The 16,631-nt window shown below is 68.1% G+C and carries 12 protein-coding genes and 3 tRNA genes; 9 read left to right on the forward strand and 6 right to left on the reverse strand.

Annotated features, from left to right (window positions below; all coding sequences use genetic code 11):
* Positions 1 to 24: 24 nt before the first annotated feature.
* Positions 25 to 2,385: a penicillin acylase family protein gene (locus OC534_RS07185; protein ID WP_262071614.1), complete on the reverse strand. Its 2,361-nt coding sequence runs from the start codon at positions 2,383 to 2,385 to the stop codon at positions 25 to 27.
* Positions 2,386 to 2,508: 123 nt separating this feature from the next.
* Between OC534_RS07185 and bfr the strand changes: the two genes are divergently transcribed.
* A complete protein-coding gene (bfr, locus tag OC534_RS07190) occupies positions 2,509 to 2,997 on the forward strand; it encodes a bacterioferritin (protein WP_017357360.1) in 489 nt (162 codons plus the stop codon).
* A 171-nt stretch (positions 2,998 to 3,168) separates the two neighbouring features.
* Here bfr and parC read toward each other — a convergent pair whose 3' ends face one another.
* Together parC and OC534_RS07200 are read right to left on the reverse strand one after the other, a co-directional pair.
* Positions 3,169 to 5,412 (reverse strand): DNA topoisomerase IV subunit A, encoded by a 2,244-nt coding sequence (gene parC / locus OC534_RS07195; RefSeq protein WP_017357361.1) that lies wholly within the window; start codon positions 5,410 to 5,412, stop codon positions 3,169 to 3,171.
* 58 nt (positions 5,413 to 5,470) lie between these two features.
* On the reverse strand, positions 5,471 to 6,349 hold the full coding sequence (locus OC534_RS07200; protein WP_262071615.1) for a helix-turn-helix transcriptional regulator: 879 nt from the start codon (positions 6,347 to 6,349) through the stop codon (positions 5,471 to 5,473).
* A 141-nt stretch (positions 6,350 to 6,490) separates the two neighbouring features.
* Here OC534_RS07200 and OC534_RS07205 point away from each other — a divergent pair, with 141 nt between their 5' ends.
* Genes OC534_RS07205 through OC534_RS07220 form a run of 4 tightly spaced genes read left to right on the forward strand, consistent with a single transcriptional unit; the run spans position 6,491 to position 11,201 of the window.
* On the forward strand, positions 6,491 to 6,934 hold the full coding sequence (locus OC534_RS07205; RefSeq protein ID WP_026070989.1) for a MarR family transcriptional regulator: 444 nt from the start codon (positions 6,491 to 6,493) through the stop codon (positions 6,932 to 6,934).
* Positions 6,931 to 8,424, forward strand: coding sequence for an efflux transporter outer membrane subunit (locus tag OC534_RS07210; protein ID WP_262071616.1), 1,494 nt, complete (start codon positions 6,931 to 6,933; stop codon positions 8,422 to 8,424). Before OC534_RS07205 ends, OC534_RS07210 begins: the two co-directional genes overlap by 4 nt.
* Positions 8,425 to 8,434: 10 nt before the next feature.
* A complete protein-coding gene (emrA, locus tag OC534_RS07215; protein WP_017355816.1) occupies positions 8,435 to 9,616 on the forward strand; it encodes a multidrug efflux MFS transporter periplasmic adaptor subunit EmrA in 1,182 nt (393 codons plus the stop codon).
* A gap of 7 nt (positions 9,617 to 9,623) precedes the next feature.
* Positions 9,624 to 11,201: a DHA2 family efflux MFS transporter permease subunit gene (locus OC534_RS07220; RefSeq protein ID WP_017355817.1), complete on the forward strand. Its 1,578-nt coding sequence runs from the start codon at positions 9,624 to 9,626 to the stop codon at positions 11,199 to 11,201.
* A gap of 130 nt (positions 11,202 to 11,331) precedes the next feature.
* On the opposite strand, the gene OC534_RS07225 is transcribed toward OC534_RS07220, so the two are convergent.
* Positions 11,332 to 11,418: transfer RNA gene (locus tag OC534_RS07225), tRNA-Leu, on the reverse strand.
* A 190-nt stretch (positions 11,419 to 11,608) separates the two neighbouring features.
* A tRNA-Leu gene (locus OC534_RS07230) sits at positions 11,609 to 11,695 on the reverse strand.
* A gap of 158 nt (positions 11,696 to 11,853) precedes the next feature.
* On the opposite strand from OC534_RS07230, the gene OC534_RS07235 reads away from it, so the two are divergent.
* The gene (locus OC534_RS07235; RefSeq protein ID WP_166472795.1) at positions 11,854 to 12,540 is read left to right on the forward strand and encodes a glutathione S-transferase family protein; all 687 of its coding nucleotides are present in this window, start codon (positions 11,854 to 11,856) and stop codon (positions 12,538 to 12,540) included.
* A 75-nt stretch (positions 12,541 to 12,615) separates the two neighbouring features.
* Here the strand turns inward: OC534_RS07235 and OC534_RS07240 are convergent.
* Positions 12,616 to 12,702, reverse strand: a tRNA-Leu gene (locus OC534_RS07240).
* A 128-nt stretch (positions 12,703 to 12,830) separates the two neighbouring features.
* Between OC534_RS07240 and rnr the strand changes: the two genes are divergently transcribed.
* The 3 genes from rnr to rlmB are packed head-to-tail and all read left to right on the forward strand — an operon-like array spanning position 12,831 to position 16,624.
* Positions 12,831 to 15,284: a ribonuclease R gene (gene rnr, locus OC534_RS07245; protein WP_262071617.1), complete on the forward strand. Its 2,454-nt coding sequence runs from the start codon at positions 12,831 to 12,833 to the stop codon at positions 15,282 to 15,284.
* Positions 15,285 to 15,338: 54 nt separating this feature from the next.
* Positions 15,339 to 15,818 (forward strand): GFA family protein, encoded by a 480-nt coding sequence (locus tag OC534_RS07250; RefSeq protein ID WP_017357417.1) that lies wholly within the window; start codon positions 15,339 to 15,341, stop codon positions 15,816 to 15,818.
* Between the two features lie 59 nt (positions 15,819 to 15,877).
* Positions 15,878 to 16,624, forward strand: a complete 747-nt coding sequence (gene rlmB, locus OC534_RS07255; RefSeq protein ID WP_017357418.1) for a 23S rRNA (guanosine(2251)-2'-O)-methyltransferase RlmB — start codon at positions 15,878 to 15,880, stop codon at positions 16,622 to 16,624.
* The last annotated feature ends 7 nt before the right edge of the window (positions 16,625 to 16,631 follow it).

Below are 16,631 nucleotides of genomic sequence, written 5' to 3' on the forward strand. Positions count from 1 at the left end.
TGCGGCAGAGGCGGCGGGTGCCCGCTACCGCGCGGTGCCCGGCGTCAGGTCCAGGCGGTACACCGTCCTGCCCGGCAGGAACGGCGTCGGCGTTCCCTTCACCCAATCCTCGTGCCCTGCGCCCCAGAACGGCGACAGCGGATGCCCGCTCTGGCCGCCGGGCATGTGCACCAGGCCATCGGCCTCATGGCCGGGGGCGACCACCATGCGTTGCGAGGCGCCGAACGCCGGCCCCTGCACGCGTGGCATGTCGCGGTCGCCGGGGAGGGCCTCGGCCGGCATGCACAGCCCGCGGCGGGCGAACGCGGGCAGGGCGCGGCTGATCGGATGACAGATCGCGGCGGTGTTGCGCTCGCCCCACGTGCGCTGCGCCAGATCGGGCCCCTGTGCGGCAAGGTCGGTCTCCAGTTGGCGGGCGGCATCGGCGAGCAGCGCGTCCCAGCTGGGATAGGTGGGCGGCAGCAGGTGGGGGGGGCGCTCGGTCACCAGCGGCCAGGCCACCCCGTCGAACTGGGCCAGCCGCGGTGCGAGGTACTGGTCGCCGAGCTGCGCCTTGGCCGGTGCCAGCAGGCCCGCCGTCAGTGCGTCCACCACCTTGCCGCGGAAGCCGCGCGCCAGCCGGTAGCTGACCGAGTCGATCCCGGCGCGCCCGTCCCAGTGACGGCTGGCCGCCTCCAGGCGTTGCAGCGCGGGGTCGTCGCTGCGTTCGACCACCTGGCGCAGCAGGGTCCACCAGCGCGCCAGGAACAGCGCACGGTCGTCGAGCTGGATCGCCAGCAGGTCGGCTTCGGTGAAGCGGTCGCGCGCGAGCAGGCCGTCGCGGATCTGCCGCCCGCGCGCGCCCAGGTCGTAGCCACCGTTGCCGGCGACGGCCAGCGCTTCGCCGTCGAGGACGCGCCCGTTGGCGGTCCACAGGCGGTGCGAGGGCGGGTCGACCAGGGCCGGTGAGCCGTCGCTGCGGACCGGCCACGGTGCGCAGTGCGCCGCCGCCGGCTGTGCGGCGCCGGCGGGCGGGCAGCCGGCGGCACGGTCGGGTCGGGCGCCGATCAGCCGCCAGGCGATACGTCCGTTGCGGTCGCCGAGCAGCAGGTTCTGGGTGGGAATACCGGCGTGGTCGGCGATGCGCAGGGCCTCGTCCAGATTCCCGGCGCGCGCCATCGCCGCGAAGTCCAGCCGCAGTGCACCGGGCAACTGCGCGGTCCAGCGCAGGGCCTCGCCGCTGCCATCCGCACGCGTGTGCAGGACCGGCCCCCAGGCGCTCTCGCGCACCTGCAGGAGGACGTCGGGCTGCCCGGCCACCTGGATGCGCTCCTCGTAGCGCCGGATGCCATCGACCGTGCCGGGCGCGGCGGCCGGCACAGGGACGAAGTCGGCGTTGTCGATGTAGCTGTTGGTGAATCCCCACGCCACGTACCCGTTGCTGCCGACCACGATCGCCGGCAACCCGGGCAGGGAAAAGCCGGTGACATCGACCTTGCCGCCGGGTGCCTGCGGGTCGGGATAACGCAGCCGCACCCGGAACCAGAGGTTCGGCGCGCGCAGGCCCAGGTGCATGTCATCGGCGACGATCGCACGGCCATCGGCGGTGAGTGCGCCGGCCACGGCCATAGTGTTGCTGCCGTGCACATCCGGCTCGGCGCGCGCGGCTGTTGTGGTGGGGGGCACGGCCAACGGCCGGCGCAGGTCCAGCACGTCGGCGCCGGGCAGCCGCGCATTGCCACGCGGTGGGCCGAACAGCGGCGCATCCCACTCGCTGCCGTCGTGGGCGAGCAGGGCATACAACGGTGGCGGCACCACGTCACGCAGGCGCGCCATCGCCAGCTCGTCCTGGTTGCCCGGGTCCTGCAGATCGGCATACATCGCCAGCCCGGTCAGCACGCTGTCCTCGGCTGCCCAGGGGGCCGGCGGCTGGCGCAGCAGCAGGTACGGCCACGGGCGCACGCGCAGCCCGGCGAGGCCGGCGTTGACACCCGCCACATAGGCCTGGATCACCTCGGGCTGCGCACCGATGGCCTCGGCCAGATGCGCGCGGGTACGCGCACGCAGACGGTGGACGCGCATCCGCTGGTCCATCTCGACGGCGGCCGGGCCGAACAGCGCGGCCAGCTCGCCGGCGGCGGTGCGGCGCATCAGGTCCATCTCGAAATAGCGTTCCTGCGCGTGCACCAGCCCCAGCGCCTGCATCGCATCGGCCTGGCTGCCGGCATCGATGGTGACCACGCCGAGCGCATCGCGGGTGACGCTCACCGGAGCCTGCAGGCCCGCCAGCGGCTGTGTGCCGTCCAGCGCGGGCAGACTGCCGCGCAGCAGCCCCCACACGATGGCGATGACAACGATGAGCAGTACCACCAACAGCCACAGCACCCGCGTGAGCCAGCGACGCATCCCGCGCCCCCCGATGACGGTGTTGGCCGATTGTAGGCGCCAACTGCGACTGATTCCGATTAGATCATTGGAACGCTGGATGCGGCACCATGTGCGCCATCGATCCACCAGGAACCCCCCACCATGAAAGGCAATCCGGACGTCATTGCGTGCCTGAAGGACCTGCTGCGCGGCGAGTTGGCCGCACGCGACCAGTATTTCATCCACTCGCGACGCTACGAAGACCAGGGCCTGTTCGCGCTGTACGAGCGCTTGAACCATGAGATGGAAGAGGAAACCCAGCACGCCGATGCGCTGCTGCGTCGCATCCTGTTCCTCGGCGGCGATCCGGATATGCGCCCGCATGCGTTCGAGCCCGGCACCACGGTCGAAGAGATGCTGCAGAAGGACCTGGACACCGAGTACAGCGTGCGCGACAACCTGGCTGCCGGCATGAAGCTGTGTGAACAGCATCAGGATTACGTGAGCCGCGACCTGCTGCTGGTGCAGCTCAAGGACACCGAGGAAGACCACGCCTGGTGGCTGGAACAGCAGCTGGGGCTGATCAAGCGGATCGGCCTGGCGCTGTACCAGACCAGCAAGATGCAGGCCAAGGGCACCGCCGCGCACTGAGGTGCGTGCGTGTTCAATCGCGCGCCAGCCAGCGTTCGCCAGCACGCCGCAGACACCCGCGTCCGCCCGCCCGCAGCCGCCAGCCAGCCGACGCAGAAGCAAACAGAAAGGCCGGGGAAACCCGGCCTTTCTGTGTCTACGTGATCGGGACCGCGTTCGATCCTCTCGGCGTTACTCCACCGCCAGTCCTTCGACCTTCTGCCAGCCACGCGGCAGCAGATGGCCGCGCGTGGCACGCGTGCCCAGGTAGGTGTCCAGGTCCTTGAACGACAGGTTCATCGTCCGCTGGCCGCTGCGCACCAGCAGGGTGTTGCCGGGGCTCACCGACACCACCGCCACCACGCGCTCGGTGGCGAGCTTGGCCTTGGGGATGTCGATGATCTTGTTGCCCTTGCCCTTGTCCAGTTCCGGCAGGTCGCTGGCCGCAATCGCCAGCAGGTTGCCCGAGCTGGTCACCGCCACGATCCGGTCCGTGTCCGGATTGGCGACCACGGCCGGGGTCAGCACCTTCGAGCCGGAGGTGAGATTGAGCATCGCCTTGCCGGCCTTGTTGCGGCCGGTGAGGTTCTCGAAGCGCGTCACGAAGCCATAGCCATGCGTGGAGGCCAGCACGAAGCGGGTGTTGTTCTCGCCGCTGGCCAGGGTCATGAACGCGCTGCCCGGCGCGGGCGAGAAGCGGCCGGTCAACGGCTCGCCATTGCCGCGCGCGGAGGGCAGGGTGTGGATCAGGGTCGAGTACGCGCGACCTTCGCTGTCCAGGAACGCGACCTGCTGGGTGCTGCGTGCGCGGACCGCCCCCAGCAGCGCATCGCCGTCGCGGTAGGACAGCGTGGACGGGTCCATGTCGTGGCCCTTGGCCGCGCGGATCCAGCCCTTCTCCGACAGCACTACGGTCATCGGCTCGCTGGGCACCAGCTCGGTTTCGTCGATGGCCTGCGCCGCACCCCGCTGGACCAGCGGCGAACGGCGGTCGTCGCCGAACTTCTTCGCATCGGCCACCAGCTCGTCACGGATCAGCTTCTTCAGCTTGGCCTTGCTCTCCAGGATCGACTGGATCTTGTCGCGTTCCTTGACCAGCGCATCCTGCTCGCCACGGATCTTCATTTCCTCCAGGCGTGCCAGCTGCTTCAGCTTGGTTTCCAGGATGTACTCGGTCTGCTCCTCGCTCAGTCCGAAGCGTGCGATCAGCGCCGGCTTGGGCTCGTCCTCGGTGCGGATGATGTGGATCACCTCATCCAGGTTGAGGAAGGCAACCAGCAGGCCGTCCAGCACATGCAGGCGGCGCTCGACCTTCTGCAGGCGGTGGTTGAGGCGGCGGGTCACGGTGGTGCCGCGGAACTGCAGCCACTCGCTGAGCAGCATCTTCAGGTTCTTCACCTGCGGACGGCCGTCCAGCCCGATCACATTGAGGTTGACCCGGTAGCTGCGCTCCAGGTCGGTGGTGGCGAACAGGTGGCCCATCAACTGTTCGGCATCCACGCGGTTCGAGCGCGGCACCAGTACCACCCGCACCGGGTTGGCGTGGTCGGATTCGTCACGGATGTCTTCCAGCCACGGCAGCTTCTTGGCGCGCATCTGCGCGGCGATCTGCTCGATCACCTTCGACGGCGAGACCTGGAAGGGCAGCGCGTTGACCACGATGTTGTTGTGTTCCTTCACGAACGTCGAGCGCGCCCGCACGCTGCCGTTGCCGGTCTCGTACATGTTCCGCAGGTCGGCCAGCGGCGTGATGATCTCGGCGAAGCTCGGGTAGTCCGGCCCCTTCACGTGCTCGCACAGATCGGCCACGGTCGCATCGGGATCGTCCAGCAGGTGCAGCAGGGCGCTGACGATCTCGTTGAGGTTGTGCGGCGGCACGTCGGTGGCCATGCCCACGGCGATGCCGGTGGTGCCGTTGAGCAGCAGGTGCGGCAGGCGCGCCGGCATCCAGGTCGGCTCTTCCAGGGTGCCGTCGAAGTTCGGGGTCCAGTCCGTGGTGCCCTGACTGATCTCACCCAGCAGCACTTCGGCGATGGGGGTCAGCTTGGATTCGGTGTAACGCATCGCCGCGAACGACTTGGGATCATCGGTCGAACCGAAGTTGCCCTGGCCTTCGATCAGCGGATAGCGGTAGGAGAAGGGCTGGGCCATCAGCACCAGCGCTTCGTAGCACGCGCTGTCGCCGTGCGGGTGGTACTTGCCGATCACGTCGCCGACAGTACGTGCGGATTTTTTCGGCTTGGAGCCCGCGTTCAGGCCCAGCTCGCTCATCGAATAGATGATGCGGCGCTGCACCGGCTTGAGCCCGTCGCCGATGAACGGCAGTGCGCGATCGAGCACCACGTACATCGAATAGTCCAGGTACGCCCGTTCGGCGTATTCGCGCAGGGGCAGCTGTTCAAAGCCGTGGAAGGCGGGGCGGGCGAGATCGGTCATGCGGGATTGGTACCTGTGGCAAGGGACGGCGACGGCTGTCGCCCTCGCAGGCGGACGATTATCCGGATGCGGCCGGGGATGCCAAGCCGCGTGATGGGTTCAGTGGCTGTCCGTTGCGCGCCAGATAGCGCCCGGGCGGGCAGCCGAAGTGGCGGCGGAACACCGTGACGAAGGCGCTGGGGCTGCTGAACCCCAGTTCGTGGGCGATGTCGGACACCCCCTGGCCGTCGGAAAGGCGGCGCAGGCCCTCGGCCAGGCGCGCCTGCTGGCGCCACTGGGCGAAGCTGAGGGTGGTTTCGTCGCGGAAGTGCCGGGTCAGTGTACGCGGCGACAGCCCCGCCCACCGCGCCCACTGCTCCAGGCTGCGGCCGTCTGCCGGGTTGGCGATCAGCTGCGAGGCGATCCGCAGCAGCCGCCGGTCCTGCGGCATCGGCAGATGCATGCGCTGGCGCGGGGCATGCCGCAGTTCGTCCAGCAGGACCTCGATCATGTGCTGCTGGCGCGGGCTGGCCGTCTCGGCAGGGGGCCATTCGGTGACACGCAGCGCCAGCGCCTGCAACAGGTCGGAGATGGCGACCACGCAGGGTTCATCGGGCAGTTCGCGGGTCAGCCCGGCACTGATGATCACGCCCCAGCCCCGCAGCGGGCCGCAGATGTCCACCGTGTGGGGTTCGGCCGGGGGCATCCAGCCCGCGCAGCCGGGCGGCAGCGACCAGTTTCCGTGCCGGGTGCGGATGTTGAGCAGGCCGGCCTCCACGCTGATCAACTGGCCGCGCCGATGCTGGTGCCAGTCGATCTCGCGCTCCAGCCCGTTGGCGCTCTCGACCCGGAAGCCGAGCACGCCCAGCCCATCGTCGCGCTCGAACCAGTCGAGCACGTTGTTGCGGATCATCTGGGCGGCGACGGGGTCGGGTGCTGGCCGGAATGTGTCATTCATTGGCTATATTGTAATACCGGGCCAGTGTCGGGCGCTATTAAGGTGGCGTTCCTCCATTGTTCTGTGTGCTGCAACACAGCATTTGGTTCCAGATCGAATATTTCCATTGAGAAATATAATTTTTGGAAGAGAATGCTCACCATGATCTGTCCCGAAACCACGCCTCCCAGCTTCGGACTGCTGTTGCGCCAGGTGCGCGACGGCCTGGTCCGTCAGCTGGACACGTCGATGGCCGAAGAAAACCTCGGCATCGGGTTCACCCACTACCTGGGCCTGAAGGTGCTCTCGGCGCGCGCGCCGTGCACCGCCAACGAACTGGCCCAGGCCCTGGACCAGGTGCCCAGCGCCGTTACCCGGCTGCTGGACAAGCTCGAAGCGATGGGCTGCGTGCGGCGCGAGCCGCATGCCCAGGACCGTCGGGCGCTGCAGATCGTGTTGACCGACGAAGGCCGCCAGTTGTGGGCCCGGCTGAAGCAGCGCGGCGACCAGACGATGAACGACGCCATGCGCGACCTGTCCCAGGACGAGCGCGCGCAGCTGCATTCCCTCATGACCCGTGTACGTGACTCCCTCAATTCGCCATGACTCTCCCCTCTGATCGCCCCTCGTCACTGCGCCCGCTGCGGCCGGTGCTGCTGTCCGTGCTGGCGCTGGCGCTGGCCGCGTGTGCCAGCACCGGCGGCCTGGAACCCAAGGCCATGCTGCTCGACGCCGACAGCCTGCAGACCCAGCGCACCCTGGCCAACCCCGGGCTGAGCCAGCCGGGCTGGCCGTCCACCGACTGGTGGCGTGCGCTGGGCGACCCCCAGCTCGACGCCCTGATCGCTGAAGGCCTGCAGCGCAACCCGGGTCTGGACGCCGCCGATGCGCGCCTGCGCCAGGCCCGCGCCCAGATCGGCACCGCCCGTGCCGACCGCCTGCCGAGCGTGTCCGCCTCCGGCGGCTACACCGGTGTGCGCCTGCCCGAATCGATGGTGGGCGATGAGCTTGGCGGCAGCTATGCCGGCAGTGGCCAGGCCTACCTCAGCGTCAGCTATGGCATCGACCTCTGGGGTGGCAAGCGCGCGGCCTGGGAAGCGGCCGTGGACAGCGGCCACGCCGCCGCAGTGGACGCGCAGGCCGCGCGCCTGAACCTCTCGGCGGCGATTGCCGAAGCGTATGCGCAGTTGGGCTACGCATGGCAGTTGCATGATGTGGCCAGCGAAGAACTGGTACGGGCGCAGAAGACCCTGGACCTGACCCGTCAGCGGCGCGCCGCCGGCATCGACAGCGACCTGCAGACCCGCCAGGCCGAAGCCCGCATCCCGGCCGCGCAGCAGCAGCGGCAGGCCGCGCAGCAGCAGATCGACGAAGCGCGCACCGCGCTGGCCGCGCTGGTCGGGCAGGGCCCGGACCGCGGCCTGCAGATCGAACGCCCGCAGGTGCTCAACCCGCTCGCGCTGCAGCTCCCGGGCGTGCTGCCCAGCGAACTGCTCGGCCGTCGCCCGGACATCGTCGCCGCGCGCTGGCGCGTGGAAGCAGCCCAGCGCGGGATCCACGCGGCCAAGGCGCAGTTCTATCCCAGCCTGGACCTCACCGCGCTCGGCGGGGTGGTGTCCAGCGAGGTCGACCAACTGCTCAAGAGCGGTTCGACCTTCGCCTTCCTGGGCCCGGCGCTGAGCCTGCCGATCTTCGACGGTGGCCGCCTGCGCGCCAACCTGGACAAGACCGACGCGCAGTACGACCTGGCCGTGGCCGATTACAACCAGTCGGTGGTCAACGCGCTGCGCGATGTCGCCGACCAGGTCAATGCGGTGCGTTCGCTGGCCGACCAGGCCGCCGCGCAGGCCCAGGCGGTGAGCACCGCGCGGGCCGCCCACGACCTGGCCGGACAGCGCTACCGCGCCGGCATCGGCAGTTACCTGGACGTACTCAGCGTGGAAGAGCAGCTGCTGGTGTCCCAGCAGCGCCTGGCCGAGCTGCAGTCGCGTCAGATCCTTGTTTCGGTGCGACTGAGCCAGGCGCTGGGCGGCGGTTTCATCCCGTCCAGCGACACCGCCACGGTTGCCGCCACCCCCGAATCCTCGCATTCCTGAGAGTCATCCCATGAGTCAGACCTCCGCCCCCGCTGCCGAGAACGCAGCTCCCTCCCGTCGCGGCAAGCTGCTGCGCGGCCTGCTGGTCATCGTGGTGCTGCTGCTGGCCGCGCTGGCCCTGTGGTACTTCATGTTCGGCCGCTGGTTCGAGGAAACCGACGATGCCTACGTGCAGGGCAACCAGGTGCAGATCACCCCGCTGATCAGCGGCACCGTCGTGGCGATCAACGCCGATGACGGCATGCGCGTGGCGCGTGGCCAGCTGCTGGTACAGCTGGATCCGGCCGACACCGAAGTGGCGCTGCAGCAGGCCGAAGCCAACCTCGCCCGGACGGTCCGCCAGGTGCGCGGCCTGTACCGCAGCGTCGAGGGCGCGCAGGCCGAGTTGAATGCCCGCCAGGTCACGCTCAATCGTGTGCGCGAGGACTTCAATCGCCGCAGGAACCTGGCCGCCACCGGTGCGATCTCCAACGAAGAGCTGGCGCATGCCCGCACCGAACTGGCCGCTGCCGAAGCCGCCGTCGCCGGTTCGCGCGAGACCTTCGAACGCAGCAGCGCACTCGTTGACGACACCGTGATCGCCACGCAGCCGGACGTGCAGGCGGCCGCCGCGCAGCTGCGCCAGGCCTACCTCAACAATGCCCGCGCCGGCATCGTCGCGCCGGTGGCCGGCTATGTCGCCCGTCGTTCGGTACAGGTCGGCCAGCGCGTGCAGCCGGGCACTGCGCTGATGGCCGTGGTGCCGACCGAACAGATGTGGGTGGAGGCCAACTTCAAAGAGACCCAGCTGCGCCACATGCGCCTGGGCCAGGAAGTGGAGCTGCGCTCGGATCTGTACGGCGGTGATGTGACCTACAAGGGCCGCATCGACAGCCTGGGCCTGGGCACCGGCTCGGCGTTCTCGCTGCTGCCGGCGCAGAACGCCAGCGGCAACTGGATCAAGATCGTGCAGCGCGTGCCGGTGCGCATCGCCATCGACGCCAAGCAGCTGGCCGAGCACCCGCTGCGCATCGGCCTGTCGATCAAGGCTGAAGTGAGCCTGCGCGACCAGAAGGGCACCGTGCTGCCGACCGAAACCGCCAAGGGCCAGGTGTTCGACACCGACGTCTACGCAAAGCAGCTGCACAGCGCCGACGACGTGATCCACCAGATCATCCAGAGCAACCTGCCGCAGCAGGCCAAGGCAAGCTGAGGCCATCATGTCCGCACAAGCTCCCGCCGCGCCCGGTATGCCGGGTGCGCCAGGGACGACCGCCGGCTTCAAGCCGGCCAACGTCGCCCTGTGTACCGCCGGCCTGGCGATGGCCTCGTTCATGCAGGTGCTCGACACCACCATCGCCAACGTGTCGCTGCCGACCATCGCCGGCAACCTCGGCGCCAGTTCGCAGCAGGCGACGTGGGTGATCACCTCGTTCGCGGTCAGTACCGCGATCGCGCTGCCGCTGACCGGCTTTCTGAGCCGTCGCTTCGGCGAGACCAAACTGTTCGTCTGGGCCACGCTGGCCTTCACGCTGGCCTCGCTGCTGTGCGGCCTGGCGCAGAGCATGGGCATGCTGGTCGTGTCGCGTGCGATCCAGGGCTTTGTGGCGGGTCCGATGTACCCGATCACCCAGAGCCTGCTGGTGTCCCTGTACCCGCGCGAGAAGCGCGGGCAGGCGCTGGCGCTGCTGGCGATGATCACCGTGGTGGCGCCGATCGCCGGCCCGATCCTGGGCGGCTGGATCACCGACAACTACAGCTGGGAGTGGATCTTCCTGATCAACGTGCCGCTGGGCATCTTCGCCGCGCTGGTGGTGGGCAACCAGCTCAAGGGCCGGCCGGAGCACACCGAGAAGCCGAAGATGGACTACGTCGGCCTGATCACGCTGGTCATCGGCGTGGGTGCGCTGCAGCTGGTGCTGGACCTCGGCAACGACGAGGACTGGTTCAGCTCGGGCAAGATCGTGGTGCTGGCCTGCGTGTCGGTGGTGGCCCTGGCGGTGTTCCTGATCTGGGAACTGACCGACAAGGATCCCATCGTGGATCTGCGCCTGTTCCGGCACCGCAACTTCCGCGCCGGCACGCTGGCGATGGTGGTGGCCTATGCCGCGTTCTTCAGCGTGGCACTGCTGATCCCGCAGTGGCTGCAGCGCGACATGGGCTATACGGCGATCTGGGCGGGCCTGGCGACCGCGCCGATCGGCGTGCTGCCGGTGATCATGACCCCGTTCGTGGGCAAGTACGCGTCGCGGTTCGACATGCGCATGCTGGCCACCATCGCCTTCGTGTTCCTGTCTTTCACCAGCTTCCTGCGTTCGGGTTTCAACCTGCAGGTGGACTTCGGCCATGTGGCCGGCATCCAGCTGATCATGGGTATCGGTGTGGCGCTGTTCTTCATGCCGGTGCTGCAGATCCTGCTGTCGGATCTGGACGGGCGCGAGATCGCGGCCGGTTCCGGCCTGGCCACGTTCCTGCGCACGCTGGGCGGCAGTTTCGCGGCGTCGTTGACGACGTGGCTGTGGGCGCGGCGCACCCAGGAGCACCATGCGCACCTCACCGAGCATGTGTCCGGCTACACGCCGGGCATGCAGGACCAGGTGACCGCGATGGGGCAGGGCGACCTGCAGCATGGCGCCGCCGTGCTCAACACCATGATCAACCACCAGGCATCGCAGATGGGCTTCAACGACATCTTCTTCCTGCTGGGCTGGATCTTCCTGGCCATCATCGCGTTCCTGTGGCTGGCCAAGCCGCCGTTCGGCGCAGGGGCCGGCGCGGCCTCTGCCGGCGGACATTGACGGCGTGACCTGATGAAACAAAAAACCCCGCTGAAGAGCGGGGTTTTTTCTATGCCGAGCCACGCGCGGCGGCAGAAACCGGCAGGCATGAAAAAACCCGCTTGCGCGGGTTTGATCATTGTCTGAGTCATGGTGCCCAGGAGAGGACTCGAACCTCCACGAAGTTGCCCCCGCTAGCACCTGAAGCTAGTGCGTCTACCAATTCCGCCACCTGGGCGACTCAGGAGGAGAATTCTGCGGGAGAACCGGGAATGTGTCAACAGCATTTCGCACGACGTGGCATTGCTCGCTTGTCGCCGCGACATCGCGTTGCATGTCGCGTGATGCAGGCGTCCTGCGAAGCGGGTGTCATCGAACGCCGGAAACGAAAAAACCCGCTTGCGCGGGTTTGATCATGTTCTGAGTCATGGTGCCCAGGAGAGGACTCGAACCTCCACGGAGTTGCCCCCGCTAGCACCTGAAGCTAGTGCGTCTACCAATTCCGCCACCTGGGCGACTCAGGACGCGAATTATGCGGAAGCCGTTGAAGACTGTCAACGCTTTGTGACGCGCCGTGCGGTCCCGGTCCCGGTCGCGCTGGCGGGTGGGGCGCGGCTTGACCGGGGCAGCCGACACTGAAAATACTGGCCCCACCCTGCAGCAAGGCGTTCCCATGCCGAACCCGATCCTGCATTTTCATCCCCTGTCATCGTGCTGCCAGAAAGTGCTGATCGCCGCGCGCGTATTGGGCGCATCGCTGGATGCGCGGCTGTTGAACCTGGGCGACCCGGTCGAGCGCGAGGCGTTCCGGACGCTGTGGCCACTCGGCAAGATGCCGCTGCTGGTGGAGCAGGACACGTGCATCGGCGAGACCAGCATCATCATCGAGTACCTGCAGTGCCATCATGCCGCCCAAGGGGCACTGCTGATTCCGCAGGACCCGGCACAGGCGCTGGAGGTGCGCTTCTGGGACCGGGTCTGCGATCTGTACGTGATGGCGCCGATGCAGGCACTGACTGCCGCCCTGCTGCAGCCGTCGGGCGATGGAGGCGGAGCTGCGGACGCCGCCGCCCGCGCGATGCTGCTGAACACCTATGCGGTGTTGGACCGGCAGTTGGGTGGGCGTCAGTGGTTGGCGGGCGACAGCTTCAGCCTGGCCGATTGCGCCGCAGCGCCGGCGCTGTTCTATGCAGTGGCCTACGTGCCGTTGCCTGCGTCACATACCGCGCTGTCCGCCTATGTGGAGCGGTTGATGGCGCATGCACCTGTGGCGGCGGTGATCGACGCCGCGCGGCCCTGGTTCAAGCACTTTCCGGGGCGGGCAGGGCTGTCGCGCCGCTACTACGACCCGGACACCTGATCCACCCGGGCTGCGCCGGACGTACCCCGGACATGAAAAAACCCGCTTGCGCGGGTTTGATCATTGTCTGAGTCATGGTGCCCAGGAGAGGACTCGAACCTCCACGAAGTTGCCCCCGCTAGCACCTGAAGCTAGTGCGTCTACCAATTCCGCCACCTGGGCGACTCAGGGGGCGAATTGTGAAGATGCCATCGGCGCTTGTCAACGGTTTTTCGACAATTCTTCACAAAGCTGCATGTGCGCATGCCATGACCGGTTCTGCACACCGCCAGCGGTTAAGATGGAGGCCAATGAAACCAAAGAAACCGACCCGGGGCGCGAAAGCCCCCAAGTCCCCGGCGCCCAAGCAGGCGTCCGGTCCGTCGGGCAAGCCCCGCGCTGCCGCGAAGAAGAAGCCCGGCAAGCTGCCACCTTGGATGCCCGAATCTCTGACTGCGCCCGCCGCGCCGCGCCCCGGTACCCGCGCCGCCGCCAAGGACGCCACCCGCCGCCGCCCGTTGCCGGGCGCGGGCGATATGACCGTGCAGGACCCGTTTGCCGCGCGTGAGGCCGAGCGTTACGCCCAGCCCATCGCCAGCCGCGAGGCGATCCTGCAGCTGCTCGACCGCTGCGATGGCCCGCAGACCGCCGATGAGATTGGCGTCCATCTGGGACTGACCGAACCGGATCGGGCCGACGCGCTGGGCAAGCGCCTGGGCGCGATGGTGCGCGATGGCCAGCTGGTGCAGAACCGCCGCGGCGGCTTCGCGCCGGTGCAGGCCACCAACCTGATCACCGGTGTGGTCATCGCCAACCCGGAAGGCTTCGGCTTCCTGCGTCCGGTGGAGGGCGGCGACGACCTGTTCCTGCCGCCGTATGAAATGCGCAAGGTGATGCACGGGGACCGTGTGCTCGCCAACGTCACCGGCATCGACCGCCGCGGCCGTCGCGAAGGCAGCATCGCCCGCGTGCTCGAGCGCGGCATGACCCGCCTGATCGGCCGTTTCAGCATCGAGTTCGGCATCAGCTATGTGGTGCCCGATGACAAGCGGGTGCAGCGCAATGTGCAGATTCCGCCGGACCAGACCGGCGATGCGCGTGATGGCCAGCTGGTCGTCTGCGAACTGACCCAGGCGCCCGATACCCGGCGCCCGCCGATCGGCCGCATCATCGCGGTGCTTGGTGACAAGCTGACCGCCTCGCTGATCGTGGAAACCGCCATCCACGGCCACGAGCTGCCGTTCGAGTTCCCGCAGGAGGTGCTGAACGAAGCCTCCGCCGTGCCGCTGGTGGTGGAACCGTCGATGATCGGCGGTCGCGTCGACCTGCGCAGCACGCCGCTGGTGACCATCGATGGCGAAGATGCCAAGGACTTCGACGACGCGGTGTACTGCGAACCGAATGCCGAGGGCTTCCGTCTCGTCGTGGCGATCGCGGACGTGTCCAACTACGTGCGGCCGGGCACGCCGCTCGACGACGAAGCGCAGAAGCGCGCCACCTCGGTGTACTTCCCGGGGTTCGTGGTGCCGATGCTGCCGGAGACCCTCTCCAACGGCATCTGTTCGCTGATGCCCAAGGTCGACCGTATGTGCTTCGTCTGCGACATGCAGGTGAACCGCGAGGGCGAGGTGATCCACTCGCGCTTCTACGAGGCGGTGATGAATTCGCACGCGCGCCTGACCTATACCCAGGTCTGGCAGGCGGTAGGCGAGAACGACGTGGCGGTGCGCAACCAGATCGCCGCGGTGCTGCCGCAGGTCGAGCGTCTGCACCAACTGTACAAAGTGCTGGCCAAGGCGCGCACGCGCCGTGGCGCGATCGAGTTCGAGTCCTCCGAAGTGCGCTTCGTGCTGGACAACACCGGTGAAGTCACCCAGGCCGGCATGCTGGTGCGCAACGACGCGCACAAGCTGATCGAAGAATGCATGATCGCGGCCAATGTGCAGGCGGCGCGCTACCTGCTCAGCAAGCACGTGCCGGCGCCGTTCCGCGATCACGCCAAGCCGCCGGAAGCCAAGTACGATGATCTGCTGGAGTTCCTGAAGGAATTCAAGCTGAGCCTGCCGCCGTGGTCGAAGGTGCAGCCGGGCGATTACACCAAGCTGCTCAAGAAGGTGCGCGAGCGCCCCGACGCGGCACTGCTGGAATCGGTGCTGCTGCGCAGCCAGAGCCTGGCGGTGTATTCGCCGGACAACCAGGGCCACTTCGGCCTGGCGCTGGACGCGTACGCGCACTTCACCTCGCCGATCCGTCGCTACCCCGACCTGCTGGTGCACCGTGCGATCAAGTACGCGCTCAGCGGCGGTTCGCTCGACAAGTACACCTATTCCGCGCGCGAGATGGCGGCGCTGGCGCTGCAGTGCTCCGAACGCGAACGCCGCGCCGACGAGGCCGAGCGCGAGGTCGACGAGCGTTACCGGGCGGCCTGGATGGAGAAGCACGTGGGCGGCCAGTTCGACGGCGTCATCAGTGGCGTGACCAGCTTCGGGCTGTTCGTGGAACTGGACGAGTCCAAGGTCAACGGCCTGGTCCACGTCACCCAGCTCCCGCATGACTACTACCAGTTCGATGCGGTGCGCAAAACCCTCAGCGGCGAGCGCCGGGGCAAGGCCTACCGCCTGGGTGACCGGGTCCGCATCCTGGTACTGAAGGCCAGCATGGAAGAGCGCAAGATCGACTTCCGTCTGGTCGAGGAAAAGGACGACGAGCTCCCGGCGCTGCCGCCACGTGGCCAGCCGGCCAAGCGCCGGAAGCAGGCGTACTGAACCGGAGTGCCGGCCGCTGGCCGGCCCTCCGTCACCCCGGAACGGACGGGCCCCATGACTACCCTTCCCGAATACAGCGGCGGCTGCCAATGCGGTGCGGTGCGTTTTCACGTCCGCGGTGAGCTGACCGACAGCTCGATCTGCCATTGCCGGATGTGCCAGAAGGCGTTCGGGGCCTACTACGCGCCCCTGGTCTCGGTGCGCGGGGTGGCATTCGCCTGGACGCGCGGGGAACCGCGCCGCTTCGCCTCCTCCAATCTGGTCAAGCGAGGATTCTGCGCGGACTGCGGCACCCCGCTGACCTACGAGGCCCCCAACGGGATGGCGATCGCCGCAGGCGCCTTCGATACGCCCGCGCGCCTGCCGCCCACGGTCCAGTACGGTATCGACGCCAAACTGCCGTTCGTGGATGCCCTGGACCGGCTCAGCGCCATCCGCGACGAAGACGACCCGGAGGCGGTCTACCTGCAGCACCTGGTCTCCCACCAGCATCCCGACCACGACACCGGTGACTGGCCTCCGCCCGCCGCGTGAGGCGGGGGCGCCGCCGATGCTCTACCATTACCACCCCCTTTCCGGTCCCGCCCCCCGCAATGAGCAAGCAAAGCCAGTGGATTGTCGGCGTCAACGCCGTCGCGTCCTCGATTGAGAACGATGCCGAGAACGTCCGCGAGGTCCTGATCGAGGCCGGCGCGAAGAACCCGCGTCTGACCGAGATCGAAGAGAACGCGCGGCGCAAGGGCATCGACGTGCGCAAGGTGAACACCCAGGCGCTGGACGGCGTGGGGGGGTCGGTGCGTCACCAGGGCGTGGCCGCGCGTTACCAGGCTGCACGCACCTGGGGCGAGAACGAGCTGGAAGGGCTGGTCGAAGCGGCCGAGGGCAAGGCCCTGCTGCTGATCCTCGATGAGGTGCAGGACCCGCACAACCTCGGTGCCTGCCTGCGCAGCGCAGCGGCGGCCGGTGCCACTGCGGTGATCATCCCCAAGGACAAGTCGGCCACGGTGAACGCCACCGTGCGCAAGACCTCGGCCGGTGCCGCCGACCGCATCCCGGTGGTGGCCGTGACCAACCTGTCGCGCTGCCTGAAGGACCTGCAGAAGCTGGGCGTGTGGATCTACGGCCTGGCCGGCGAAGCCACCGAATCGCTGTATGCGATCGACCTCAAGGGCAACGTGGCGCTGGTGCTGGGCGGTGAGGCCGATGGTCTGCGTCGCCTGACCCGCGAGAACTGCGACGGCCTGGTCAAGATCCCGATGCCGGGCGACATCGAGAGCCTGAATGTCTCCGTCGCCACCGGGGTCAGCCTGTTCGAGGCCGTGCGCCAGCGCGGTCTGTAAGCCGCGC

The sequence above is a fragment of the Stenotrophomonas sp. Marseille-Q5258 genome (assembly GCF_946900935.1).
GTDB classification, from domain to species: Bacteria; Pseudomonadota; Gammaproteobacteria; order Xanthomonadales; family Xanthomonadaceae; genus Stenotrophomonas; species Stenotrophomonas nematodicola.